Here is a 25429-nt window from a genome sequence, read left to right as displayed (position 1 = left end):
CGAGGAATCTATCCCACAATTGAGCCAATATCTGACAATTCCGTGTCTGATTGTCTGTGGCACGGCGGTGGACATCAGCCGGAGCATGGTGTACAAGCAATTTGCGAGGTGATTACTGACCTGATTCCCGGCCTGGGTTTTAATCCGGCGACTGATGTTCAGGTGCTTTGTCCCATGACACGGGGGGTAGTCGGTACTCGTAATCTCAATACAGTATTGCAGCAGTTGATTAATCCACCTACACTGTCCAAGGTGGAGATTAATAGAAGTGGGATGATACTGCGAGTTGGCGATCGGGTCATTCAACAAATGAATGATTACCAGCGTGAAGTCTTCAATGGAGATTTGGGAATTATCACCGACATTAATACTGTCGAGCAGGAAGTTGCTGTTCAGTATGGCGAACGCAATGTCATTTATGATTACGCTGACTTGAATGAAATTACTTTAGCCTGGAGCGTAACTATTCATAAAAGCCAGGGGTCAGAATATCCAGTGGTAATTCTGCCAATCTATATGCAGCACTATATGATGTTGACCCGGAACCTGTTTTACACTGGTATAACTCGTGCCAAGAAGTTAGCGATCGTCATTGGTTCTAAAAAGGCGATCTCTCTTGCTGTACGCTCTACTGATGACCAACGGCGGTATACGCGATTACAGCACTTGTTGGTTGTGGCGAAGTTACGATAGTAAGGAAGTAATACCGTGATCGGCTTCAATTTGAGGTGTGATTAAAATGGGTTGTAAATACAGATAAAATATTATTAATCACTTCAAACCAATTTCAAATAAACCAAATTGAATGACTCGCTTTATTCATGACGAATTTGCCAAAGATTATCTTGAAGAACTGTTAAAACCTTATGGAGATGTAAAATCATCACAAAAAGTATCAGGAGAGATCAAAGAAATTGATGTGCTATTTACTCCTTTAGCACAGCAAACCTCTAATTTAGAAGTGCTAGGGCTACTGGGAAGATTTGCCGAATCCCCGGCAATATTAGAACCATTTCGCAATGCCGCTTCTGGTGATGAAATTTGTGATTGTATTCAAAAATTACTAGAAGTAAAAGCTCTCTGGGAGCAATGCGATTTTGTGAGATAACCCCACCTGGAGAGCGATCGCTAATAAACTCTTACGTACATATTAAACATTTAATACAATGACCTGAGTAATATTCGTTAGAAGACACAACCTGTTCTAAAAACGAGGTTTCTGTACATTGTTGCGACTATAAAAAAGGTAAAATTTCCTTTCAAGAATAGTTTTGAAATAGGAAGTATCTACTTTTATGAAGAAAAACATATATGCAAATCTAAATTTTGCCGATTCATTATCAGATTTTCAAGAGGATGTGACCAAACTTTTAGAGTTAAAAAATATCGAGGAATGGTCTGGAAGAATAGTTAAAGAAAGAGAAGAAACAATTAGACACGCTGCGTTAGTTTTAGCGGGTCAATGTATCGCCATATTATTGCATAAGCTTTCTCAATCAGAGTCGGCTCATCAAACAGCAATTAATCAAACCAAAGGATGGTGGCATACCGACACGCAAAGACACGGTTATACGAAGAGGGAAATATTAACAGTAGGTAATGTTGTAGTAAATCTTAAATTACCATACGTTGTTCAAAAAAGAGAAAAAAAAGCGAAGAATAAATCTACTAATGTTGGATTCTGTCCCTTGTTAAAATGGTTAGGAATGTCAGAAGGCTTGGCCCCATTGGTTTGGTCAGATATTACAAAATATGGTGCCATAGCTAGTTCTTTTGAAGCCGCACATACAATCCTGGGTGATTGGGGAATTAATATTAGTCTTAAACGAATTGAACGATTGACATATAAATTTGGTCAAATCGGCATTGATTTACGTCAAACTAAAATATCTAACTTGCAACAAGGTAAATTACCTGATGGGAATATACTTAAAGACCAGAGAGTTGTAATTGCTGTAGATGGTGGTAGGAGTAGAATTAGGATTAATAAAAAAGGTAGAAAAAATCTCAAAACAAACAAGCACGGCTTTACAGGGGAATGGGTTGAGCCAAAATTATTAACAATTTATGTGGTTGATGAACAGGGTAAAAAAGTTAAAAATGGCGAAATAAAGATTGTAAATGATGGCACTTATGAAGACTATAAAGGCTTTTTACCAATTTTAGAAATGCATCTGATTAGTTTGGGAATTAGTCAAGCAAAACAAGTTTTACTAATTGCTGACGGTGCTGAATGGATTTGGAAACATATTCCTCCTCTTTTAAAGAAATTGAAATCTCCCGATGCCACTTATCAATTATTTGATTTTTACCATGTTACTGAGCGGCTACATAAATTTGCCGATGTAGCTTTTAGTGATGATAAGGAGCGCAATAATTGGTTTAAAAAAGCACGGAGAACTTTAAAAAAAAGTAATGCAATGACCATAATTAGGCAGATGGATGAATTTATCTTTGAAGCTACTGGAGAACGTTGTAAAACGATGGTAGTACAGAGAAATTACCTTTTACGTGCCTATCGTGAAAGGCGTTTAAATTACGCTAAGATACTAGACCAAAAACTACCAATAGGTAGTGGGGCAATTGAGAGTTTAATCCGTCAAGTTGTCAACTTAAGAATCAAGGGTAATAGTAAATTTTGGTTGAAAGAAAATGCAGAAATTATCTTACATCTGCGTTGTCAATGGATAGCTGAAAGTTGGGATAATTTTTGTGGTTCTATCTTTAATTCCTTTATTAAACCTCAAACTGCTTGATTAATTTTATACTTGCGTTCTCATCTTTAGCTATTGGTTGCTGTAATTGATACTAAATATCAAAGGCTTGTTACAGATATTTTGGGAAATAATCGTCAAATGACTTACTAGCAATCTTTTTGAGATATCTCATCAAGATGAATTCTCCTGCGAATCAATATTTTATTTGTAAATAAAATCACTCCGTACTTGAATATAATTTTTAGCGATCGCACTTTTTTTGTCCGACCTCACAAAATCGCATTGCTCCCTTTATAACTTGCGTGAGAATTTGAGAATCAATCAAGATTTAGAATCAGATGATCGGGAGTTGATTATGCGATTAGAACCACTTTATCAGCAAGACCGCGAAAGAGCCAAACAAGAAGGGAAACGTCTTGTAGTCGAAAACTTATTACAAGTTCGTTTTGGTTCATTAGATAAAGAACTTCAAGCAATTATTGAACCAGTACTAGCATTACTCCCTGAAGAATTTACTCCATTGCTCATGCAATTGTCACGGGAGGAATTGATTGCTAGATTTGGCAGACATTGAAGAATTTTTCCGGTTAGACCCAGAACTAAAGTTTTGATACATTTTTGGGCAAGCTTGAACTGCCTTCTCTTGTAAATTGGTTTATAGCGATCGCCACAATTCAAACCATCCACCCCACCCAATCGGGCGCAATCGCTATCATCTGCTCAAACTTAGACGGGTCAACATCCTCAAACTCCAATATCACCCCCCAGCGCTCATCACTTGTTAATGCACTGAGTAATTGTTTTACCGCATCAATCCCGTGTTCCACCCGTTCAATTACTAACTGAGCGTAATATTTAACCCGTTCCCACTAAGAAATACTGTCTGATTCATGGGGAATGGTCAGATTTAATCTGGTTATTTCAAATGTTTTTGCATAATTCCTCGATCACCCTCTGTTACATTTAGCAGGGTTGACTTTTTTTGTGGTAGGCGGAATACAAGGTTTAGTCAATTAACATCAAGAACGGAAGCACTGTACTTAAATTTCGCCTGATGATGTTTGATCATGACTCTGGTCAGATTTATTACATTTGGTAAACTGACAAGATTACAGTTTCTAATTTTTAAGAGTAGCTACCAGCTTTTATTATAGCAGTATAAAATATAACTTTTAAAACATGTATGATTTTTAAATCTCGTCCATTGACAATTAGCCTCACAGCAGCCTTTGGTATTTTGTTGTTGACAGCTTGTGATAGCAATTCCAATTCAGGAGATAATTTTGGGGGTTTAACAGTCAACCTATTAGTGGGTAGCGCCTTGGGAGACTTTTGCAACCAAGCTGCAACAAATTTTAATGCTACAAAACCTCAACTAGAAAATGGCACGGCTTTTCAGGTGAAATGTTCTTCGGTAGGTAGTGGTGATGTCGTCACCAAGTTAGTTACTTTAGCAACCCAACTGAAGAAAGGGACATTAACATCTGATGCACCAGACTTTCCCACCATCGTTTCCGTAGACGGAGAAATCTATCAAAGTCAGTTAATTAACCAAATTAACCAACTGTTTCCTGGACAAAAATACATTCCTGAAATCATAGAATCGCCACTGGTGGCTAGTAGTCCAATGGTGTTTATGGCACAGACGGATATTGTACGCGGACTGCGAAAAGTTCCTGACCCCTACAAGGCTTTTGTCACTGCCAAAACTCATCGTGACATTGATCCCACAGCACCACCCTTAGTAGTAAACTATGTCCACACAGCACCAACTCGTTCTAATTCTGGATTACAAACTCTTGTTGCCCAATTTGTGAGTGTATCGGGTAAGCGTCCAGAACAATTAACAGTAGCTGATGTGCAGAAGTTTCAGCCGCAAATTCAGCAAATCCAAAATAAGATTACCCGTTATGGTGTTTCTACTGATTCTTTAGCCAAAGCAATGGTCAAAAATGGTCAGTTTTGGGCTTCGGTAGGTTCGGTATACGAGTCTAGTGTGATTGCGGCTAATGCCAATTTACAGCCAGGACAACAGCATTATGAAGCAGTTTATCCTAAGATGACATTTAGCTCCAATATGCGAGCAATTTTGCCAAATGCACCTTGGGTAAGTGCTGATGAAAAAGCAGCAGCACAAAAGGTTATCACGTATTTGCGATCGCCGGAAATTCAGAACATTGCCACAAGTTTGGGTTTACGTCCAGGTACACCAGGGATTGCTTTGGGAGCAAAATTTAGCCCAGAATTTGGAGTTGATCCACAAGTAAAGTACGATTCACTACGGCCACCCCAACCAGAAGTTGTGGAAGCGATGCTGAAATCTTGGCAAGAATATGCTAAAAAACCATCGCTGGTGGTGGTAGTAGTGGATTCTTCTGGTTCAATGGAGAGTGAAAAGTTAGCAGCAGTTCAGAATACAGTATTAACTTATATCAATACTTTGGGTCAACAAGAACAAATAGCCCTGATTGATTTTGACTCAGAAATTCGACCACCAGTATTAGTGGATGGTACACCCCAAGGACGCGATCGCGGTTTACAATTTGTGAGTGGACTGAAGGTCGATGGTGGTACAGCCTTATATGATGCTGCCATTTTTGCTCGGAACTGGTTACAACAAAATCTCCGTAAAGATGCGATTAATGCAGTTCTAATCTTAACTGATGGAGAAGATAGTGGCTCCCAAATTTCCCTAGAACAACTGGAAAAAGAGTTACCAAAAAGTGGTTTTAATAGCGACCAAAGAATAGCATTTTTCACAGTGGGTTACGGGAATGAAGGCGAATTTAACGCCGATGCCCTCAAAAAAATTGCTGATTTAAATGGCGGTTATTATTCCCAGGGCGATCCAGAAAGTATTGCGAAATTGATGGCAGATTTACAAATAGAGTTTTAATTAAAAATATGAAACTGGCAAATCCATTATATTATCCCATAGCAGTCTTAGCTGGAGGAATTTCTCTGATTGTCGGTGTACGTTTTGTTAATTTGCCAAGTGTAATTATGTTGCCTATAGCTGCTGGCATTGCTGCGGCTGGTGCTAGTTATTTTCAATCTCGTGAACCCGAATCATTTAATTTACAAAATCCCGAATTAGAACGGGAACTGCAAACTGTAAAAACTTCAGCTTTAGCTTTGGTCAATCAAGCAAACGAATTTAGATTAGAAGCAAAAAGATTGTTAACTGATACCTTTAATGTCGAACTGTTAGCATCAATAGAAATCAGTTGCGATTTCGCTGTGGAAATTCCAGCGAAAATTGACAATCTTGCCCAACGTTTGCAGGTGAACAATACCTTACTTTCAGTCAGCGAATTACAACAACAATTAGCGCAAGTACAGCAGAAACTCCAGTCTAGTTCGGATGTGGCAAAGCAACATCTGGATCAACTAGCAGCAAGTCTACAACGTAACATTAAATTAGCACAAGAAGGTCAAGACATTCGCCTCGCTCAAATTGTCAGCCTTTCTACCCAAATCCAAGATTATGCCGGAGTATTACAGCGATTGCAAACGAAATTGCATACTGCTGATTTAACCGAATCAGAGCAAATTAATCAACTGCAATTACTCAGCGAAGAAATGGTGAGTTTACAAGAAAATGTTTACCTCTGAGTTCAAAAATAACTTTATTAAACTAAATTTATGAAGAACAAATCAAAATCTGGCAAAATAGTCACCTCTGTAGCAATTATTTTGTCAGCATTAGGTTTAACCTATGCCCCCTTACCGGGATTGCAACAAACCTTAGTAATTGTTAGCGGTACAGAACTACAAGAACCATTGCAACAACTAGAAGCGAAATTTGAACAAGCTAACCCGAATATTAAATTAGAACTGAAATTTCAAGGTTCCCAAGAAATAGTTAACAATTACATCGACCAAAAAAACGATTTTAAACCAGTAGTGTTAATTCCAGCCAACAGAGAGATTGTAACAGAATTAAGCGATCGCCTCAAAGCAACGAATAACGCTGAACCCTTTTATGATTCTCCGCAACCAGTAGCCAAAACAATGCTAGTGGGTATTGCTTGGCCAGAACGTGGTAAAGTCTTGTTTCCCAATGGACGCTTCCAGTGGCAAAGAATTGAACAAGCAATGCTTGCTGGTGATTGGGAAAAGATCGGTGGTGCAAAGGACTGGGGTAGCTTTGATTTTGTCACGACTGATCCGACTCGTTCTAATAGCGGTCAATTGACATTAAATCTATGGGCGCAATCGAAAATCGGCACAAATCTTAACAATGCAAGTTTAAATGATCCATCTGTGCGATCGCTATTTAGTTTGGTCAAAAAATCAGTTTACCAGCCACCCCGTTCTACAGATATTCTGCTGCAAGAATTTATTGCCAAAGGCCCCAATGATGCTGATGTGGCTACAGCATATGAAAGTATTGCCCTTTATCGTTGGCAACAATCAGCGATTAATCAAAGTAAACCTTACAAAATCTATTATTTAGATCCCTCGATTGAAACTACTGCTACTGCTGTTATTGTTCGTCGGGATGTTAATGCTGCCACTGCCAATGCTGCCAGAAAATTTCTCAACTTTCTCATCCAACCAGAACAACAAGCAGTCCTAGTTCAATATGGATTTCGTCCGGTGAATAATGCCGTGGATATAAAAACTGTACCGAATAGTCCGTGGAATCAGAATATTCCGGGTACAGAAGTCAAGCCAAATATTAACATTGTACAACCGTCAAATAACCAAATAAATACAGAAATTCAACGCGTTTGGGAAAGGGTAAATTAATAACTCAATCTCAAGCGACAAGAACTTGATAAATGATTTTCAACATCCAAGTCAGTCAGAATAAAACTATGCAATGAAACAATTGTAATGATTGCTTGCTAAAACTAGTATTTTTCCTGAGAACAAATATGTCTACTGTTCAAAATATTCAACAAAGTTCAGATCGCTTTATTATCAATAGTGCTTCATCGGTTGTTTATCCTTTGCTATCTATCTTGCATTTAGTTTGGATAATCCCACTTTTTGTACTATTCCCAGCATTTTTTATTATTATACTGACCGCCCCTCGCCAGCAGATACTAAACTGTACTCGTATCGAACCGATTCAGGTAAAATGTCGAGTGCAAGAGAAAACGATTATTCAAACTAATGAAGAACCTCCAATACAGCTGACGGGGGCTGAAGTCATTCAACAAGAAGGATCTGGAGATGACGGTATATACACAACTTATCAGATTCAATTGTATTCAAAAACTAAAAAGCAAGACTTCGGTTATGTTAAGGATACCAAGGAAGATGAGGCAGAATTAAAGACGATTGTCAATCAGATAAATCTCTTTGTTGCCAACCCTAATCAACGTATTTTACAGGTAAATCAACAAAGTCAAAGATGGGTCGAAATGGCACCAGCATTCGTGTTTCTTAGCCTTTGGGAAGTTCCAGTAATATTTGTGATCATATTTTTTATTATTTGGCCAATCTTTTTTGATTTATTAGGTGAGACATGGGATTTCGACACCAAACTGTCTAAATTGACAATTACTAAACTGTATCCTTTCCAAAGGAAGACTGAAGAAGAGTATTCATTGTTAGGTCAAATCAGTCTGCAAATTGGGATAAATTGCCAACTCTATCTTCTTCTTGACTCGAAAAAACAATTGATAAGTAATTTGTTGCATGGAGTGCAAGTTGAAGAAGCATATAAAGGAGAAAATTTTTTTTGCGGAAGCCCAAAATTTGCTTTTCAAGTAGCTGTTCAAATTCAGCAATTATTGAATTTGAACAAAAAAAGTGAAAAATTAACTTTACGTCAATCAAAATATGAAATTTGGAATTTTGACCGGAACCAGCATAAACTGACAGTTACAAAGTTCTCGCTTCCAGAAGAATCTGAATATTTTCTCTTAGGTCAAGTGAGTCTGCAAATCTCTAATTCCGAAAAAGATAGTGATGGTGATACTACCTACGAACTTCATCTTATCCTTGACTCTGGAAAGAAGTTGACTTTGTACTCTAGCTATTCCAAAGCAACTGCTGAAGAATGGCGTGACGTGATTACAGAATTTCTTAAATTGAATAATTGAAAAGTGCTTCGATAGGATTTCCCACTCAGCCATCATGGAACGGCTTGTTGCCCCAAAAGCTATAAAAATCGGAATCTTCCGATGCTTCAAATCTCACCCCATCCACTCCACCCAATCAGGTGCAATCGCTATCATCTGCTCAGACTTGGATGGCTCAAGATCCTCAAACTCCAATATCATCCCCCCAGCGCTCATCACTCGTTAATGTACTGAGTAATTCTTTTCTTCGCTTGAGCGATTGCAGAACTTTTTGGTGTACTGAGTGTATCTTAAGTTGCCACGGATGTGATAGCATACCTTCAACAAATTTAAATAGCATATCCAATCCATGAATCAAGTTCGACTCCCCAAAGTTAGCGTTGCCCTAATTGGTTTTGTACTAGCAAGCGTATTTTCTGCTACTCCCGTGCTGGGAGCTATTCTAACTAAACAAGAATTTTCGGGTGATTTTACCTTAGTCGATGCTAACCCTTTCCTTTTGAACTTTTTGCCAGAAGAGAGCGAATATTCGGGATTTGTGGTTTACTCAGAGTCCGGGACTTTGAGCGATTGGGAGCTATCCGTCAACAATCTAGACCTGAATTTGAATCCCGGCTCTACTATTGTCGGTGACTTAACCCCAGATGTCGATTTTGAGCTTGATTCGGGGTCGAATTGGAATTTAGTGGTTGATTTTGGCATTGCTTTTGATGCTCCTAGATATACCTTAGAAAGAACTTCAAGCTCTGAAATTACCTTGAGGGGTGAGGTGGGACTGCTAGGAGGATACACCTATCAAGATTCTGCTGCCAATATTACCCTGAGTTCTTCATCTACATCAGTACCTGAACCTACTTCCCTACTAGGTCTATTGTTTGGAGTTGGTGCAATTGCTGTCTCTAAAAAAGCCGGGAAGACGAAATCGGAAGCATGAATTACTCAACTTTTTACCAAAGCTTTCTCGATCTACACCACCGCCAGGGGAGCAACGCGATTTTGTGAGGTGCTGAAACCTGGGACGCACATAGCTTGTTTCAGGATGCGATCGCAACTAAAAAATCAGGCTTTGTTGAGAATATAGGGGTGTAATTGAGAACCAAATCCCGATCTCACTTTTTCGCGTTGCTCCCACCGCCAGCCAATCGCACACCACAGAAGTACACCCCCAAGCAAAGTTAACCCAAACTTGCCACTGCCTCAGAGATGCATTCCAGCAAGGCTCACCATCAGCTACCCTAATAGCCTCGCCAACTTTGGAGACTAGCTCACTGTAAAAGAAACCAGCCAGCCCTTTCAAAGCGAACAAATGAACTATTTTCTCATTTAGACGATTTAAATTGTGGATTGCGAGAAAAAATAGAGATTTTTTGCAATTCCTTACGCGATAGCGAAGCTTGCGCTATAGGCGATCAGGCGGGGGAGCCTTGCGCCGAAGCGATCGCCTGTTACTGAATCGGTGTTCTAGGGGTTAGAGTGGCTCATGAAGCAGAGCGAAGGCAACGTCGGCGCAACATAAAACCAGCTCCAATTAAGCCAATACCAACTAGCGTCCCTACTCCGGTATCCGGTTCTGGAACAACCTTAATAGTGCCAATAACTAAAGCCTGTCCTCTTATGGGATCGTTTGGATTTGGACTGATTGTGTCGTTCTCAAAAAAGTCTAGTATGCCAGTAGCACCTCTGAATATACCCTCACCGCCAGTGATAATCAAAGAACCAGAGCCAGACCCTCTGAGGTTTACAAAGTCAATTAAAGCGGTGGCAGTAGCGGTTCCAGATACCTTGTTAGCACCGCTACCACTGAATTCAATAAAGCCTTCTGGGAAGCCCTCTAAGCCGATTGCTGTTGGATCGGTGTTAAAGGTGAACAGGCCAGTAGAGAAGTCAGTTAGGGCGTAAACTAAACCGTTATATTCGGTGAGTCCATATAGTGCATCAGTACTTACAGCCCGTTCAATTGCCCGTGAAAACTTCTCGTTAATCGGCTCAACAGCGATTGTTACGTCGTAGTTACCACTAAATGGGAACAGAGTCTGTGCGATCGCCTTCTCGTTCCCCGATCCAAAACTCAGTAAAGTCAAAGCTGCTGGAACAAGCCATGCAGCGTAAGAGCGAAGTACCGTTAGCATTGTTTAATATTACCTATCTTCAAGGAAATGCTTATGTAAAAAATATTACTTTTTTGATTGCCGAAAACAGTATACAGCACATTAGATTGCAGCGACAATGAAAAAATTGTCGCTCCGCTTGATGTATCTTTAGAAATCATTTAATCTTTTAATCGGCGGATTCTTAAGACATTACTGTCGTCAGTCATAGCACCACAAAGAGTATTAAACGCCTTATGTGAATTAAGCCACAGGATACTGTTCAAAAGTAATGGCACTGTTGGATGGAATGATTGCACAATTCAATTGCCGAATTGCGTGATTTTGGACAATATCAGTTATATTCTTAACCCAAAGCAAAAAACAGTTACAAAAAAGGTAGATACGACATGAGTAGCAAAACATCCAAGGTCGGGGTCATTGGTGCAGGGAATGTAGGTGCAGACGTAGCAAATGCTTTAGTGCTACTCCGTAAATGTGTGAGAGTCGTGCTTTTTGACCGAACCTTATCAAAAGCTGAGGGGCAAGCATGGGATATTGAAGACAGTATTCCGCTACTTGAAGAGATGGAGATTATACCATCAAATAAGTATGAGGATTTAGCTGATTCTGATGTGATTGTCGTGACTGTTGGGGTACAGCAGAAACTTGGACAGAGCCGATTAGATACATTGAGTGACAATGCAGAGATAATACGTTCGACGATGAAAGAATTGGATCGAGTTGCACCGAATTCAATTGTGCTTATTGTTAGCAATCCAGTTGATGTACTAACGCGGATTGCAATCGCCAGTTCCACGAGAGCAGAAAACCTAATTTTCGGTTCGGGAACCGTTCTTGATACTGCTAGACTGAGATATCAACTTGGTAAGCGACTGAATGTGGCAAAACAAGATGTTCATGTTTATGTGATTGGAGAGCATGGAGACAGTGAATTTGTCGTCTGGTCTAGTGCATTTATTGGGGGAATTGCGTTAACGGAATTTTCTATACCACAAGGAGTGACGCTAGAGCAAATTCACCAAGAGTACGCAGAGTTAACCCGTAAGCGAGGCTATAACATTTCTGAACGTAAAGGAAATACTAGCTATGGCATATCAATAGCTGTTTGTGAGTTAATTGATACCATCCTGCGAGATGAAAAACAGATATTTCCAGTATCAGTGAGAGCAGATTCTAGCTATGGAGTTGGCAGTGAAGTTGTTTTTGGACTTCCGTGTATCATTAGCTCAATAGGTATTGAGCGCCAACTGGTGTTACCAAGAAATGCTGATGAACAACGCTTATTAGAAGAGTCAGCCACCAAACTGAATCTTGCCTATAATTCTTTGGATAATTAAAACCAACTCATATAGTCATATAGCCTGTCTAAAATACGGGATAAGCTTATCTAATTTAGTAGATATCTTGTAATAGGCTATATTAATTGATTTTTTTATAGGTATTTTTGACTTATTTTTCTTTTGTGCTTACTTTTTAAAAGAGACGTGCATATCCTAAAGCTAGTCTATACAAAGACTTTTCTACTTCTACACAAAGTTTAAATAGGAAAATCTGCTTACAAAACCGATATTTTGATACTAATTATAAAGCTATAGTACATCAAAGAAAGTTGTATATTTGCACTGTAGAAATAAAGAGAAAATAAAAAATGATTGACTTCAGCCTCACTCAAGAACAGGAGATGTTGCAGTCTCTCGCGCGTAACTTTGCTCAAAACGAGATTGAGCCTATTGTTCAGATAATTGAAGAGTCTAACAATCCAGAGATGGAACCTTGGGATTTTTGCAAACGCGTTTTCTATAAGGGAGCTGAATTAGGATTTACATCCTTGATGGTTCCAAAAGAGCTAGGAGGTGTGGGTGGAAAGTGCATAGACTTGGCTGTAGTGTTAGAAGAAATAGGCGCTGTTGATGTCAGCATTGCTTGTAGCTACTTTAATCTCACCGCAGCTATGTCGCTGTTTGTCAGCAGAGCTGCAACCCAAGAACAGCAAAAACGAATACTATCTTTTGTCAAATCTGGAACACCACATCTATTCAGTGCCGCAGAGAGTGAACCGAATGTCGCCACCTCTGATTTGTTCTGCCCGCTTCCAGATCCCAATATTGGGATGAAGACCTTTGCAGCACGCGAGGGCAATGGATACATCCTCAATGGAACAAAATCCTCGTTAGTCACAAATGCTGGAATTGCGGATGCCTACTTTATCATTGCCCGTACAGCGATGGATAAACCTTTGCGCGAAAGTTTATCTATCTTTTATGTTCCAACAGATACGCCTGGGATTAAGTTTGGCAAAAAGACACAGATGATTGGTTGGAAAGCTTCCCATCATGCTGAGATTTGCCTGGATAACGTCCTAGTCCCTGCACAAAATCTGATTGGACAAGAAGGAGAAGCAGGAAAACTCCTGATGTTGCTTCCAGAAGTAGCTATAGGGCTGGCAGCTTCTTATGTTGGTTTAGCTCGTGCTGCTTATGATTATGCTTTGAATTATGCCAAGCAAAGAGTTAGTTGGGGTCGTCCGATTATCGAACATCAGGCAGTGGCTTTAAAATTAGCGGATATGATGATTAACACCCAGGCTGCACGACTGGTAGTATGGGATGCAGCAGCTACAGCAGAAACTTCTCCCCAACTTGCCGCCACAATCAAAGCACCAGCCGCCAAGACCTTTGCAGTGGATGTTGCAATCAAAAACGCACAAACAGCAGTTGAAATTCTTGGGGGTTATGGGGTAACAAAAGAGTGTTTGGCTGGCAAGTTTCTTGCTGATGCAACTATCGGGTATTCCTGTGACTTTACGCGAGAAATCTTACGTCTGGGGATCGTGAACTTTTTGTAATATATTGAGGAGACTTAGGGGTTGCTGAATAGAAGTGTAATATAGACCAGATAAGGGTTTTAAGCGTTTTTCCAACAAACAAGTGCAAGATCATAACATCTATAGTCCCAAAACCCTTGCACAATCTTAGCGATCGCTGGGTAAATTTGGAAACTGAGCGATGAAACAACTATTTTGTAAGCTGTGTGGCTTCTAGATTTGCTTCTCTAGACTTATTCAGCAAGCCCTATCCAGGGAAAGTGACGGAAGAGGGATATTCCCAAAACAACAATCACACTCGCTCTACTCGCTTCGCCATCGCACTATTCAATAAGCATTTCGATTTAGTCATCTGGAAACTGCCAAGATGAAATACTTTCTACATCTTTGCTACTGCATTTAATACACGTAGTGTCAAGATTTGAATCTATCCATTCATAACCGCAAGCACGACAATGGCAGAAAATATTGTTGCGGTTGGCATCCTTTATACCCTGATGCCATTGCTGTAGTTGTTCAGGATTTTGAAAACGAAAATTATCAGACATTTTAATCAGCCCCAAGTATCAAAAAACAGTTTACCCAAAGGGTTGCCCCCAGCGCTCCCAATTCTCCTTATTGAAAGGCGATCGCCACTTTAAAATCAGACTCAATTCCAACTCTTGCCGTGCGCGTCGGTCAATTGGAGCATCCCACCAAAACGCAGCGTTTACTGCTGTTTGCAACCCATAGCGATAATTTAAATCCTGATAGCTTGCTATGTAATCCTTACAGGCGTGAATCCCTTTCCAGCGCTTGTTACTGCGACAGGTTTCTCCCACATACAGCACAACAGAAGCCGCCGAGTCAATGATGAAATACAGACACGCTTCCCCTGGGTTATCTGCTGGCATCCTATAAAATGACATTGGCACAAGTCGCAGCAAAAGCGGATCAATTTGGTCTGCGTCATAGTTGTTGGGTGCAATGTCGAATAATGTGACCTGAAGAGGTGGCTTGTTTTCCCTCACCCGTTGCTGATAATCCAAAATCTGAGATTTCCAATGCACCAAAGCATCCTGGCTCATCACCAGTGTATCTGCTCTGGGTGCTGCTGTGACGGTCAAATCAGAAAATAAATTTAGCTGGTTGGGTTCCAAGGGTATTATAAAAAGCGTTATCGACTAGCTGATTATCCCTCAGAATTAACTGTTAAGGAGCGACACCGAATAGGCTAGCTTGTTTTCAAGTCGATATACTGTTAATAATTCCAGCATTTACTAATTACCTCGTATGACTCATGGCAATCCTTCAACTGATTGAACCAGAAGTTAAGAATCTGGGTGGGTCTTTTGCCCGCCGCAGTTTGCCGTATCCTAATCGCCAAATGGTTGGGCCGTTTATCTTTTTTGATCATCTTGGTCCTTTGGTTATACCTCCAAATCAAGGCATCGATGTCCGGCCACATCCTTATATTAATCTTGCGTGACATATAATAATTTACTTCCATCAAGAAACAAAGTATGCCCAAAACTTGGAACATAAAAATAGATAACTATTTTCAAGCCAACCCTAATTGCATCATCGCCACGGCTCATGTAGACACGTTTCCAACAGACCTCCCCCTAGAACCGAACATCAGGGAACCAAACCGCAAAAGCGCGACCTACAGACAAGTCTTTGACTCCCTGACTACTCAACCCGAAAAGTTCTTCTCTCGTCACAGTGGAATCGTTCTGTCAGCCAATAAAGTTAAACCAAGCAAAACCTCACTCGAACTAGAAATTTTAGAAGCTAACGAGGGAGGTAGTGATGGGATTATCAACGGAGGGCATACGGTTTTAGGATTTGAGCAAGCAAAAAACTATAAATACGACCTAACCCAAGCCAGAGTAAAAGTTACGATTCACATTGGACTTGATGAAGAAGCAGCCAAAGACATAGCCCTAGCTTCAAATACCACAACGCCAGTAGATTCGCGTTCCAAAGTCAACGCCAGAGGTGATTACAAATTTCTCAAGCAGTATTTAGCTAATTTAGAAAATACAGAAGAGAGAAAATTTCGCATCGCCTATTACCAGAATCAAAGCGGCGCTCCTAGAAACGCCCAGTGTAATGTGAACCATTTGCTGAAGCTGCTTTACTGCCTCGACAGAAATAGATATAACCCCGACGGCAATAAACGAACCAAGCACCCAACAGGTCTGAGTATTCCGTCTAACATCACAGACACGGAAAGGGAAAGATTAACCGCTTTACTGCCTCTGCTAACTCATGCTCTGTGGATAGAGCAAAGACTGTACGAACTCGTCCAAGAACATATCAGCAACCCCAGAAGAAAGGGTGTCAATGACTTAGCATCAATTGATATACGTAAAACTACCCTTCTACCGGACAGTAAGTACTCCTTTGGGTTTGGTGCGCCAACGGATCTGGCACTACCGATAATTGCATCTTATCGAGTATTCCTAAACGAAGACTATACATGGATTCTGCCATTTGAAGAATTCGCTGAGGATTTTCTGCAACACCTATGGGCTAACTACTTCCGCAAATACTTGATATCGGAGAAAACAGCCGGAAATACAGTCGGTACAAAAATCAGTCGCAACCAAGAAATTTGGGAAAGTTTGTATATCTTGGCGCAGAGTTATTTAAATCAGCACTTGATGAAAATGGTTAATTCCAGTAAGCAAGAATCAGAAGCGAAGGTGACACAAGGGACAAAAAGGCGAGTGCAAGCAAGTAAAAAGTAAGCATGGTTTCTCTTAGACAAGTGGCTAACTCATTTCGTAACAAAAGGCGACAAGGAATAATAAAATCCTAATTCTGTATTTTCTTTATTCATTGAACGTCTTAAAAGTCTTTCATAAGGGATCAAAATTTTATTAATACTTACGTACTCTTTAGCACTTAAAAGCTTACTGGAGTTGAGCGCATGTTGTAATACTCTAACTTGGCTAGTTCCCATAATATAGTCTGGTTTCGCCAATATATAGATAGAATCAGTTGTTTGATAAAATTCAATTTCTAGGAGAATCTCATTGATTTGAGCATCTTCATTATTTGCCTTCTTGAAAGAAAAGCGATAATTTTCTATCTGTTGCTGCCATTCTTTTTGTGAAAGTAAGATGAGGGCTTTTGATAATTCCTGATGAGCAAATGGAATAATTATTTGAGCTTCAATGAAATTATCATCTCTTTGTAATAAAGAAAAATTAAATTCGGATTTGCTAATTTCTAGTAAATGTTTCATATATCGGAAGCTGGGTACATTTGTAGCAAAATATCAAATTTTAAAGCTGTTAAGGCATCGGAGACTTTTCAAAAAACAAACAACTCAGCATCTGGTTAGTTTGTTGACAATCAGTAAACTCTCGCTTAAGTTGGGATGCCGTAATAGAAACCAAAGCGACTGCAAAAACTAAAATTAAGGGATTAGCTTTGGCCAAATTAAACCACCAACGCCAATCCCTGAAGTTTGGTAGTTGAGGCAATCGGAAATTCCAAAAGCTGAAATTCCCAAATCTGACTTGCGCTTTACTAGCGGGCAACCACTCGTTGATCAACATTAACAAAAATCACTTGTATGCGGGGATTTTGCTCAACCATTGAAGCCGTATGAAGTGCTGATGGTTGCCCCCTTGCATCAGGTGTAAGAAAACCCATCACCACGAGTTTATGCGTGTTATTCAGACCGTAAAGGTTGAGTTGACCAACAGCTTGATAAATGGTGTCGCGGTCGAGGTATTTCTTGACTTCTGCGATCGCTCCACCCTGCCAACTCGTGACTATATCGGCTCTACCACCGTTGCATGGTGCTTCAAATTGAACTTGAAAACCACGCTCATACCATTTCACGAAATGCCTGATACAAATGATTGGTCTCTAATTCTTTCCCCCTACTCCCTGCTGGCTATTTGTATCAATTTTAAAGTGAAACGGTATCAGTTAAGCGATCGCCCAAGTATTGTGTGACTTGAAGAAGATTTTGGACAACTGGTTAACACATCTGCTTTTGTGCCAGAGTTAGATTCTATATAAACTCAATAAGTCACTTTAATTCCTATTTGTCCTTATCTCCTATTGCTCTACAGTCAAATTTCATATCTTGCTTAAAAGCTATAGTTAATCTTCAATCAAGTGATTTTCTATAGTGAATCTTGCAAAATTTAATGCTTTTTGTAGTGACTCTTCACCGGATGAGCGGTCTTTATAGCTATCGACTACTAACTCCAAACTAGAATTTCTGATGTAGTAGATATAAGAACCTACATCGTAGGGATCTGGTTGGTAATAGGTAACGATTATTTCAAACCCTTTATGGTTCTCGTGTGCCTCAATCGTGTTACCTTTAAATTCAAGCTGATTAGGAATTTTCACAAGTAATCATTTTTGGTTTTTGATAAGTACGGCGCTTTAGCTTGTTATAGCGCTATGCATTTGAATGAGATACGAACTGATGTACTACAAGGATTGTGTACTGAAATTAATGGTTACTTAGAAAACTTATTAATCAAACCAGACTGAAGGAAGTTGGATTTACCTGAGCCAGTTGTAGCATAAATTTATTCCTCCTTTACTGTTACCCAATCACTCAAAACAGTTATGCAGCAAGCAGTTAACGTTGGTCTGATTAAGGTCTTATGTTCATGCTTGGCAAGATAACCACCTTCTAATTCGTTCTGCTCAAAAGAAACTCCAATTACGTCAAAAAGCTTGTTAGCAACATCTAAGGAAATTGATTTATTTCACGCCATAATTACCTCTCAATCCCGGAAAAAACCTACTCCAAACACTTTGCTCTTTAGGGGTTGAATCCCCTTGCATAACACCAAATAATCCTTGCTGTTGGGCTTGAATCTCCTGCATATTAAAAGAATAAATCGTCTGGGCTAACTCTGGATTCTCTTCTAACAGTTCGGCTTCAATCTCCAACTCCTGCTGCAACAATTGGGCGTTTCGACGCAAGAACATCTGCTGATTATGTCGCTGTCTGATAAGGGATTCAGTCAGGTGTAATTGTTCTTCAAAACTCAAATCGTCGTGTTCGTTATACATTTTATTCAACTTCAATTAATCCAAAGTATTCTGCCGAAAGCTCCATCAAGTATTTAAGAGCTAAACAATCGCCGTAATTAGTGTATATTTGAGCAATAATTTTGAAAATTTCTAATATGTTATCAGGCGTTACTTCAGTGAAACGAGAAGCTAAACTAAATGCTGAGTTTTCATCTTGTGGCTCTAGCGGCGTTGCGTCAGCCCACACTATTAAACCTCGGCTGTCTAATTCTGCTAAAGAAATAGCATTAACCGCATCAATCACAGAATTAGGCGCATACCTGAGCAATAGTTTAATCATAAATAACACCTCCATAAAGTAATTGATATCCTAATCGCAGCCTCGTAATAAATTCGTCAGTATTGCGATTCCCCCAAACTGGATTACTACGACAAATAATCCAGTTGTTCGGATTATGACAAACAAAAGAATGACAAATAGCACACGTCGGAAATGTTGATATTCCAATAGCGTCATTGCCATAATAGGCATGGTGAATTTGTTCACTGCGTCTGCTTAAACAAACTACACAATAATTGTGAGTCCTCTTGTGTGCAATCGCTACTTGTTTCCTGTATTTCGCAGGATTGCCATATCTAGCATTCCAGTTTAATTGTCCGGGTAGCCGAGATTTTCTAATAGTAATGTTACCCCCTTTTCGTTTAACTCTTGCCCCGTTAATTCGTGCCACTTCTGTTTGATTTCCTGAAAATGCGGTCTTCTTCCTAATTCTGTTGCCCATTTTCTAATTTCTTCATACCAGTCAATTTGCTGTTGTGAGGATTGCTGATTATTTTTAGAACTACCAAGAGTGTCATCATTCGGTTTGGAATCTTGTTTTTGTTCCAGACCTTTGATATCAAATTCCGGGATTAGGGCAACAAAAGGATTAGACCGAGTGGGAATCACTAGGGCATATCGAACTCCGGCTTTATCTAACATTTCACAAGCCTGCCGCAAAACTTCCAAAATCTCCTTTTTAACGTTTACAAAGTCCTGGGGATGGTCAAGGATATAACTTGATGTCTGCCCCATCGCAATAAAGCAAACATTTTTCAAGGACGGGCGACTAAATCCGGTTTCCCCTGAAAGTGGGGATTGGCCCATGAAGATTCCATGTCCTTTAAGTCCGGCGGTGAATTTGATGACATAGTTCCAAAAACCTTGCAAATCTTTGGCAGTATCAGCATCAACCATTCCTGGAAGTCCCTTGCCACCACCAAATACAGAGTCCACCTCGTCTTGAGCAAATAATAATTCCGGGATACCCTGACATTCACCACCAACTTTTGCAACTCTTGCTTTCTGCTTGTCAATTTGGTCTGTGGCAAAGGTAATCCAATTTCTTAATTCTTTCATGCCATCAAACTTACGGCTAAACTTGCACAGCCATCTGGTGACATCATCCTTTGGGTCGCTGCCGATGACAATAGCTGGCGTTTGAGATTTGACAGCAATTTTATTGATAATCACCCCTGCTAGAGTGGACTTCCCAGACTGTGTACCGCCAGAAAGGTAAAAATGGTGATTACTGCGAAGAGTCATATTTTGATTAGATGCAGCATTACACAGTTCATCGATCCAAGCACCATCAATTCTGATGTACTCAGGATAATTAGCAGCAATGACATGCATTACCTTCATCGCACCCGGATTAATCACCGACTGCACTAATTCTTCATCAATGTCAGCAATATCGGGATTGGGAATACCAGGACGTGGGGGTAATTGTTGTGCTGGTGGTTCGGGAAGTGTCACCAATCCTTGTAACTGATATTCAGTTATCCACCGGGGTCTTTCATTAACAGGCAGACGATTTACATAATCAGCAACTCGGCGCTTGGCAGCAATCGCAGTCGTCACATAATCATAAGCTGCTTGTCCCTGTAAGTGCTGCTTGAGCGCTTTCAAATCAGCTTCTTGCAAAGATTTATACACCTTTTCTTTACTTTCACTAATTTGAGCAGACACACCAAATAGTCCAGCGCAAACAGTACCAGCACCAAGCAACATCCCAGTTGTTAATCGGTCAGTGTTTAAGAAAAAAGGGGCAGACAGACACATAACTGCTGACACGCCCAATGAACACAAAATAGTTCGCTCCGCATTAATCACAGCGCTAGAACTTAAGCGCTCTAATTCAAATGTCATTTACCTCACCCCCAACGCTACACCAGCACTAACTAACATCAAGAATACGAAAGTAAATATCACCCCAGGCATCAGCCCAATGGTAAAAGTCTTTCGATTAAAACCAAAACCTTTAGCAACTAATCCACCAAAATTAAATAACCCCAAAGCCAAACAGCAAACGCACACCATGCCAATTATCCACAGCACAAACCGACTGATGGGACTGGCTACTGATAAATAACCCATGAACATAGACATTCCAATCCCGCATACTCCGTAACCAACTATAGATAATTTGATTTCCATTTTTTAAGGAAGGTTTGGTTTTTTACCTTGTTTGACTGGGCAAGCACGAGCAATAATGAATTGTTCGGAATTTTTCAGTTGATAACACAGATTGTCGTACAAACCATAACAATAATTGTTGAGGTCTGTGACTTGGTTAATTTGTGTATTCAAGCCAGGAATAACCTGATTAATCACTAAATAAAATTCGTGGGTCATATTCAAAACCTGAAACTATCCCCTACTTCATCAAATGCCTTCTCATATCCCCCCAACTGGCGTTGCTGTTCCTGTGAACCGAAAGCATGACGAATCACTGCTTCCCCATGTAACGCCCTGGTACGCTGCAAATCTTCCTCAACCTTCATGGCTTCTTGGGAATATGCCAATTGGTTTTTATACATTTCTGCCAAAGATTGCAACTGTTTGAGCTTGTGCCGGGAGAACTTTGTATGTAGCCACTTCTGTGCCTTCAAAGTGCCAGCCACCTCAGCCTCATCCAACACTTGCTGTGCTGTAGTGTAAGCAGGTAATGTGTAGCGATCGCGGATTGATGAAGGTAGATTTCCCTCAATTTGGGTAGCATCTCCCACTCTTAAATCTGTTGAAACTATACCGTCATTTTTACTACCAAATAAACCAGGAAGCCATTTACCTAACATTGCTATACGTCTCCTGAATTTGTTGAGCTTGTTGACCGATATAACGATAAATACCGTAGATGCCGATGAACGAAAACATCAAAATAGCAAAGGCTGCAATCACTCCTTGAGCCATCAAACCTCGCTGCATCAATTCCTCAACTCTGTTGGCGTTGTGCGATCGCACTTTCGATTCATCAATCAGTTCTTGGAGGATAATGAACTCTTCTGGAGTCAAATCTTTTAGCGTTAGTCCTGACAGATTCAACTCGCCATCGGTCTTCAGGTGAATATTGATTTGTTGTCTTGTCCGTTCTTTGTATTGCTCCATGAATTGCCACTCCCAAAATGATCGTCAGCAGCAGCATATTCAATGCTGCCGCTAATCCCAAAAATTTACTCGGCTGCATTTGCCAAGCTAATACCGAAAATCCCTTCAACGAGTTCGTTACCGATTGCACGAAAGGATTCTACATCAGCTTCTTCCTCCATCGCTTTAGAGACAAACTTGCTCACCACGTCCTTGGGAGCATTGCGAATCGTTGATAGCAACTGGTCTGCTTTATCAGTTGTGTAAGCATCAATCCCGACGTTGAGAACATCTTCCAAGGATTGAATTTCTTGGTTTGAAACCTGAGATGCGTGAGCGATCGCTCCTTGTAATGGGGGAGTAGTTTTGCGGCGGGGTGAGTTTTTACCGACTTTCCCATTGCCATTTTTAGATTTGCCATTGGTATTAGCTAATGCTCCAGATTGTTTGCGTTGGTCAAGAATCTGAATAGCGATTGCTTGGGCTTGTTGATCAGTCAATTGGTCAATGTCAGTGTCAACTTGGGCGCAGAGTTGAAGGATTTCTGACTCAGTGACTTCTATATTGTAGGTTTGAAGGATTTGTTGAATTTTTTCCACAATGTGCTTCCATTTATACAATTAATGGTGCTATTTTAGCATCCATCTATTAAAGATAGCATTATAATTAAAGAATTAGGACGCTAAAAAGTACAATTATGGAATCTAATTGGCATCATAAAAATGGCAGACAAACGCGATCGTAGATTTTCCGTCAACCTTCCTTTAGTTAAAGAGATACGTCTGATTTTGTGGGGACACACCAGAGGAGTAAGCAAGACTCGTATGGCTGAGGCAATTTTAATTGATCGAGTTTCCAGCGATGGGAATTGGCGAGAAGTTTGTCAGGACTTGAAACAAGAAGCGGCTATCAATCACTCTACGGTTGGTGAACTCATAGCAGACATACTCAAAAACAACGGATTGAAAGACGTGTTCGATATTGAAACGGTTGACTGGGAAACATTTTTAGTAGACGAATCAGCAATACCTACGGAGGAGTAAATAAAAACGCTATGGAAAAATACCCTTTAGACTGGCTGAAAATTTCATGTGAGCAAGTCTACTGCCGTACCATAGCAGAGCGTACTTGGCGCAAATGGTTAAGGTTGTGTGAAGTTCCACAATATGCTCGTCAAGTAGACAAACAGCAAGCGTTATGGTTGTTGACTTTGGCTTATATGAAAAAGCTGGAGCCTAATAAAAAGTTCACCCTGTTTCAAATTAAGTTTAAACTCTCAGGAAATCCATTTGCCGAATTGCATCTAGCTGAAGCAATTTATAACGCTTGTTACACCAACGCAGTTGGAAAGGACTTACCAGAAATCATTCTTAGAGTTACAGGTAAACAGGTAACTCCTGCACATAGTTTTGATGGTGCTGCTCTAACTGAGCAATTTTAGAGTTCAACTCCTGTATTTGTCGCAATGCTTGAGTTAAGGACGATTCTTTGTTTTGAGAGCGATTATCTAGCGCTAACGTCATTTTCTTACTCCTCTAAATTTAGATGGTTAAAAGCTTGCCAGTCCGGGCATTGGCTACCCTCACAGCCGTCAGGATGAATAGCGCAATTGAGTGTTACACCGCCATAACTCGACCCGTGATAGTACCTGCAACCTCGGCAGGGAAAGGGGATAGGCTTAGGTTGGAGTAAATCCCCGGTTTCGACTGCCTCAATCCGATTAGCCAAAAGCATGGTTAATCCAGCGCCAAGCATACCCAAACCAAAAGCCAGCCTCGCTGTGAAAGAGCAGGTATTGTGATGTTGAAATAGTTCGGTTTCTTTTGCCCGAAAACCAGGAGAGAGCCACTTAAAGTAGTGGAAAAGGCGAAAACTGCAATGGCACAATTGAGGATCAACTGAATTCTTTTCATCTCTGTTTTTTCGGTGGTTCGTGCTTTGATAACAAAGAAGAGAAGTCGTAAATCGTTACTGTTGGTTTTGGTTCAGGTTCAGGTTTTGGTTTCGATTCTATTACGAGTTCAGGATTGCCCAAACCAATTGCATTTTTAATTTCCTGTTCCATGACCGGATTCTCCTTGTTGATTAAATTGCTCCACCTGAACAATTGCGTCTACAACTTCTCCCAAGATATTAAAAGCATCATTTAGCACCACATCATTTGATGTAGAGAAGTACTTGGACGATTGAATTTTACGATAATCCTTACTACTCCCAACCACCCGCAACGTATACTGACACCCTTGCAAGATAGCCCGAATCTCTGATGTGGTTAACTTGATTTCCATTGCTGTTTCTCTCCCTAAAATTTGTCCCGGTGAACACTGAAACTTGCTCCGACTAGAGAACTGCCCAAGAATACCGAACAACTAAGCAACATTGCACCCAAGCAAATATTCTTTTGGCGCTCCCAATAGTTAGTGATTGTATTAGAGTTGGCATTGAACTCGATTACTTCTAACCCCCAGCATCCCATCGCCCCTACTCCTAAAAACCCAGTTAAAAGCAGAGAGGCGATTGCAGTTCTTTCTATGGTGCGGTCATTGAATACTTTGGAGTTAAATCTTTTTCGAGTCCGACGAAGAACTAATTTATTACAAGTGTTTGAAGGCAAAGATGATTGATGAGTTACTTTCTGTGTTTTCATTTCGCTTCGTCTAACTCCACAAAAAATCCTGCACCTGTATTTGTAATCTTTACTCTTCTTTGATTGACCAATGTTTGAATCACTCCCAAGCTAAAGTTGATACTGCATAATCGAGCGCTGCCACCGCAACGGCGGAGGTACTGAAGGCATAACTGGGAATGGTCTTTTGGGACTGGGTTAGCTTTTTTAGGCATGATGTCTTTCCTGTTGTGGTTTGTAGGGGGCAAAGCGATGGCTGAAAAAAAATAGCCAAGCAGTATTAATGCTTGACTAAAATATTTTTGAATTTAAAAGGTGAATTTCAGTTATTAGAATTTATCCAGTTCGTCAAATTGATTTGTTGCAGAGTGCTTGTACGCTTTGGCTTTATTCATTTGATGAGTAGAAGCTTTAATTACTGGAATTGCAGCTTCCTTAACTGAATCCTTTGCTTGTTGAAATAGAAATTGTGTCGCCCCTTGTGCATCTTCTTCTTTTGGGTCAATTTGTCCCCATAGTGAGCAACTTAACTCTAAAGATTCATAGTCGCCTAAATTGAACTTACGTGTGTAAGTTACAGCAATAGTCTTGATTTCCATAATTTACCCAAACAATATTTCAAGATGAAATGTAGCTTTTTAGCATCTCTTACAAAGTGACGCATCTCAAATTACAAATGCCGCCAGAAACTCTTGCTGATAGC

The 25429-nt window shown here is 40.2% G+C and carries 34 protein-coding genes and 2 pseudogenes; 15 read left to right on the top strand and 21 right to left on the bottom strand.

The window, feature by feature from the left end:
- The 9 genes and pseudogenes from F8S12_RS31985 to F8S12_RS31945 form a co-directional block, all read left to right on the top strand.
- On the top strand, positions 1 to 693 hold a 693-nt coding region (locus F8S12_RS31985; protein ID WP_196520323.1), incomplete at its 5' end, for an ATP-binding domain-containing protein.
- 112 nt (positions 694 to 805) lie between these two features.
- Positions 806 to 1081: pseudogene (locus F8S12_RS31980) on the top strand (DUF4351 domain-containing protein); the annotation flags it as partial.
- 214 nt (positions 1082 to 1295) lie between these two features.
- Entirely contained in the window at positions 1296 to 2756 is a 1461-nt protein-coding gene (locus F8S12_RS31975) for an ISLre2 family transposase (RefSeq protein ID WP_196520322.1), read from the top strand.
- Positions 2757 to 3006: 250 nt separating this feature from the next.
- Positions 3007 to 3291: pseudogene (locus F8S12_RS31970) on the top strand (hypothetical protein); the annotation flags it as partial.
- 609 nt (positions 3292 to 3900) lie between these two features.
- A complete protein-coding gene (locus F8S12_RS31965) occupies positions 3901 to 5613 on the top strand; it encodes a VWA domain-containing protein (RefSeq protein ID WP_196520321.1) in 1713 nt (570 codons plus the stop codon).
- Between the two features lie 8 nt (positions 5614 to 5621).
- Positions 5622 to 6332: a hypothetical protein gene (locus F8S12_RS31960; protein WP_196520320.1), complete on the top strand. Its 711-nt coding sequence runs from the start codon at positions 5622 to 5624 to the stop codon at positions 6330 to 6332.
- Between the two features lie 30 nt (positions 6333 to 6362).
- Positions 6363 to 7472 (top strand): substrate-binding domain-containing protein, encoded by a 1110-nt coding sequence (locus tag F8S12_RS31955; protein WP_196520319.1) that lies wholly within the window; start codon positions 6363 to 6365, stop codon positions 7470 to 7472.
- Between the two features lie 128 nt (positions 7473 to 7600).
- Complete coding sequence (locus tag F8S12_RS31950; RefSeq protein ID WP_196520318.1) at positions 7601 to 8776, top strand: hypothetical protein; 1176 nt, start codon at positions 7601 to 7603, stop codon at positions 8774 to 8776.
- Positions 8777 to 9104: 328 nt separating this feature from the next.
- Entirely contained in the window at positions 9105 to 9689 is a 585-nt protein-coding gene (locus F8S12_RS31945; RefSeq protein ID WP_196520317.1) for a PEP-CTERM sorting domain-containing protein, read from the top strand.
- Positions 9690 to 10233: 544 nt separating this feature from the next.
- Here the strand turns inward: F8S12_RS31945 and F8S12_RS31940 are convergent.
- Entirely contained in the window at positions 10234 to 10884 is a 651-nt protein-coding gene (locus F8S12_RS31940) for a PEP-CTERM sorting domain-containing protein (RefSeq protein WP_196520316.1), read from the bottom strand.
- A gap of 368 nt (positions 10885 to 11252) precedes the next feature.
- On the opposite strand from F8S12_RS31940, the gene F8S12_RS31935 reads away from it, so the two are divergent.
- Together F8S12_RS31935 and F8S12_RS31930 are read left to right on the top strand one after the other, a co-directional pair.
- Positions 11253 to 12203 carry a malate dehydrogenase gene (locus tag F8S12_RS31935; protein ID WP_196520315.1) on the top strand — a complete coding sequence of 317 codons (951 nt, stop codon included), beginning with the start codon at positions 11253 to 11255 and terminating at the stop codon, positions 12201 to 12203.
- 311 nt (positions 12204 to 12514) lie between these two features.
- Positions 12515 to 13711: an acyl-CoA dehydrogenase family protein gene (locus tag F8S12_RS31930; RefSeq protein WP_196520314.1), complete on the top strand. Its 1197-nt coding sequence runs from the start codon at positions 12515 to 12517 to the stop codon at positions 13709 to 13711.
- Positions 13712 to 14034: 323 nt separating this feature from the next.
- Here the strand turns inward: F8S12_RS31930 and F8S12_RS31925 are convergent, their stop codons facing one another.
- Both F8S12_RS31925 and F8S12_RS31920 read right to left on the bottom strand, forming a co-directional pair.
- On the bottom strand, positions 14035 to 14238 hold the full coding sequence (locus F8S12_RS31925) for a hypothetical protein (RefSeq protein ID WP_196520313.1): 204 nt from the start codon (positions 14236 to 14238) through the stop codon (positions 14035 to 14037).
- A gap of 30 nt (positions 14239 to 14268) precedes the next feature.
- The gene (locus tag F8S12_RS31920; RefSeq protein ID WP_230968413.1) at positions 14269 to 14829 is read right to left on the bottom strand and encodes a GIY-YIG nuclease family protein; all 561 of its coding nucleotides are present in this window, start codon (positions 14827 to 14829) and stop codon (positions 14269 to 14271) included.
- Between the two features lie 140 nt (positions 14830 to 14969).
- Between F8S12_RS31920 and F8S12_RS31915 the strand changes: the two genes are divergently transcribed.
- Both F8S12_RS31915 and F8S12_RS31910 read left to right on the top strand, forming a co-directional pair.
- On the top strand, positions 14970 to 15158 hold the full coding sequence (locus F8S12_RS31915) for a pirin family protein (RefSeq protein WP_230968412.1): 189 nt from the start codon (positions 14970 to 14972) through the stop codon (positions 15156 to 15158).
- A gap of 34 nt (positions 15159 to 15192) precedes the next feature.
- On the top strand, positions 15193 to 16425 hold the full coding sequence (locus F8S12_RS31910; protein ID WP_196520312.1) for an AIPR family protein: 1233 nt from the start codon (positions 15193 to 15195) through the stop codon (positions 16423 to 16425).
- A 29-nt stretch (positions 16426 to 16454) separates the two neighbouring features.
- On the opposite strand, the gene F8S12_RS31905 is transcribed toward F8S12_RS31910, so the two are convergent.
- The 12 genes from F8S12_RS31905 to F8S12_RS31855 all read right to left on the bottom strand — a co-directional run bounded on the left by F8S12_RS31905 (position 16455) and on the right by F8S12_RS31855 (position 22699).
- The gene (locus F8S12_RS31905; RefSeq protein WP_196520311.1) at positions 16455 to 16925 is read right to left on the bottom strand and encodes a hypothetical protein; all 471 of its coding nucleotides are present in this window, start codon (positions 16923 to 16925) and stop codon (positions 16455 to 16457) included.
- A 49-nt stretch (positions 16926 to 16974) separates the two neighbouring features.
- Entirely contained in the window at positions 16975 to 17166 is a 192-nt protein-coding gene (locus F8S12_RS41205; protein WP_230968411.1) for a hypothetical protein, read from the bottom strand.
- Positions 17167 to 17212: 46 nt separating this feature from the next.
- A complete protein-coding gene (locus tag F8S12_RS31900) occupies positions 17213 to 17530 on the bottom strand; it encodes a hypothetical protein (protein WP_196520310.1) in 318 nt (105 codons plus the stop codon).
- Positions 17531 to 17797: 267 nt separating this feature from the next.
- Positions 17798 to 18052: a hypothetical protein gene (locus F8S12_RS31895; RefSeq protein WP_196520309.1), complete on the bottom strand. Its 255-nt coding sequence runs from the start codon at positions 18050 to 18052 to the stop codon at positions 17798 to 17800.
- Between the two features lie 363 nt (positions 18053 to 18415).
- The gene (locus F8S12_RS31890) at positions 18416 to 18730 is read right to left on the bottom strand and encodes a hypothetical protein (RefSeq protein ID WP_196520308.1); all 315 of its coding nucleotides are present in this window, start codon (positions 18728 to 18730) and stop codon (positions 18416 to 18418) included.
- 1 nt (position 18731) lies between these two features.
- On the bottom strand, positions 18732 to 19031 hold the full coding sequence (locus F8S12_RS31885) for a hypothetical protein (protein WP_196520307.1): 300 nt from the start codon (positions 19029 to 19031) through the stop codon (positions 18732 to 18734).
- Between the two features lie 309 nt (positions 19032 to 19340).
- A complete protein-coding gene (locus F8S12_RS31880; protein ID WP_196520306.1) occupies positions 19341 to 20882 on the bottom strand; it encodes a hypothetical protein in 1542 nt (513 codons plus the stop codon).
- On the bottom strand, positions 20883 to 21170 hold the full coding sequence (locus tag F8S12_RS31875) for a hypothetical protein (RefSeq protein ID WP_196520305.1): 288 nt from the start codon (positions 21168 to 21170) through the stop codon (positions 20883 to 20885).
- A 3-nt stretch (positions 21171 to 21173) separates the two neighbouring features.
- Entirely contained in the window at positions 21174 to 21368 is a 195-nt protein-coding gene (locus F8S12_RS31870) for a hypothetical protein (RefSeq protein WP_196520304.1), read from the bottom strand.
- A gap of 2 nt (positions 21369 to 21370) precedes the next feature.
- A complete protein-coding gene (locus F8S12_RS31865; RefSeq protein ID WP_196520303.1) occupies positions 21371 to 21811 on the bottom strand; it encodes a hypothetical protein in 441 nt (146 codons plus the stop codon).
- The gene (locus F8S12_RS31860) at positions 21801 to 22121 is read right to left on the bottom strand and encodes a hypothetical protein (RefSeq protein WP_196520302.1); all 321 of its coding nucleotides are present in this window, start codon (positions 22119 to 22121) and stop codon (positions 21801 to 21803) included. The genes F8S12_RS31865 and F8S12_RS31860 overlap by 11 nt, the downstream gene beginning before the upstream one ends.
- Positions 22122 to 22186: 65 nt before the next feature.
- Positions 22187 to 22699, bottom strand: a complete 513-nt coding sequence (locus F8S12_RS31855) for a hypothetical protein (protein ID WP_196520301.1) — start codon at positions 22697 to 22699, stop codon at positions 22187 to 22189.
- Between the two features lie 123 nt (positions 22700 to 22822).
- Here F8S12_RS31855 and F8S12_RS31850 point away from each other — a divergent pair, with 123 nt between their 5' ends.
- Together F8S12_RS31850 and F8S12_RS31845 are read left to right on the top strand one after the other, a co-directional pair.
- Entirely contained in the window at positions 22823 to 23143 is a 321-nt protein-coding gene (locus F8S12_RS31850) for a hypothetical protein (RefSeq protein ID WP_196520300.1), read from the top strand.
- Between the two features lie 11 nt (positions 23144 to 23154).
- The gene (locus F8S12_RS31845; protein ID WP_196518579.1) at positions 23155 to 23541 is read left to right on the top strand and encodes a hypothetical protein; all 387 of its coding nucleotides are present in this window, start codon (positions 23155 to 23157) and stop codon (positions 23539 to 23541) included.
- Positions 23542 to 23627: 86 nt separating this feature from the next.
- Here F8S12_RS31845 and F8S12_RS31840 read toward each other — a convergent pair whose 3' ends face one another.
- The 6 genes from F8S12_RS31840 to F8S12_RS31815 all read right to left on the bottom strand — a co-directional run bounded on the left by F8S12_RS31840 (position 23628) and on the right by F8S12_RS31815 (position 25325).
- On the bottom strand, positions 23628 to 23987 hold the full coding sequence (locus F8S12_RS31840; RefSeq protein WP_196518581.1) for a hypothetical protein: 360 nt from the start codon (positions 23985 to 23987) through the stop codon (positions 23628 to 23630).
- Positions 23988 to 24009: 22 nt separating this feature from the next.
- Complete coding sequence (locus F8S12_RS31835; RefSeq protein ID WP_196518583.1) at positions 24010 to 24165, bottom strand: hypothetical protein; 156 nt, start codon at positions 24163 to 24165, stop codon at positions 24010 to 24012.
- Positions 24149 to 24388 carry a hypothetical protein gene (locus F8S12_RS31830; protein WP_196518586.1) on the bottom strand — a complete coding sequence of 80 codons (240 nt, stop codon included), beginning with the start codon at positions 24386 to 24388 and terminating at the stop codon, positions 24149 to 24151. Before F8S12_RS31830 ends, F8S12_RS31835 begins: the two co-directional genes overlap by 17 nt.
- A 14-nt stretch (positions 24389 to 24402) precedes the next feature.
- A complete protein-coding gene (locus F8S12_RS31825) occupies positions 24403 to 24747 on the bottom strand; it encodes a hypothetical protein (RefSeq protein WP_196518587.1) in 345 nt (114 codons plus the stop codon).
- A complete protein-coding gene (locus tag F8S12_RS31820) occupies positions 24744 to 24941 on the bottom strand; it encodes a hypothetical protein (protein WP_196514597.1) in 198 nt (65 codons plus the stop codon). Before F8S12_RS31820 ends, F8S12_RS31825 begins: the two co-directional genes overlap by 4 nt.
- 114 nt (positions 24942 to 25055) lie before the next feature.
- A complete protein-coding gene (locus F8S12_RS31815; protein ID WP_196514596.1) occupies positions 25056 to 25325 on the bottom strand; it encodes a hypothetical protein in 270 nt (89 codons plus the stop codon).
- Positions 25326 to 25429: the final 104 nt, after the last annotated feature.

Origin of the sequence: Nostoc sp. WHI (assembly GCF_015714725.1) — a bacterium.
Taxonomy (GTDB): Bacteria; Cyanobacteriota; Cyanobacteriia; order Cyanobacteriales; family Nostocaceae; genus Nostoc.
The sequence above is the reverse complement of the archived record's forward strand: the minus strand, read 5'-3'. Positions and strand labels throughout refer to the sequence as shown.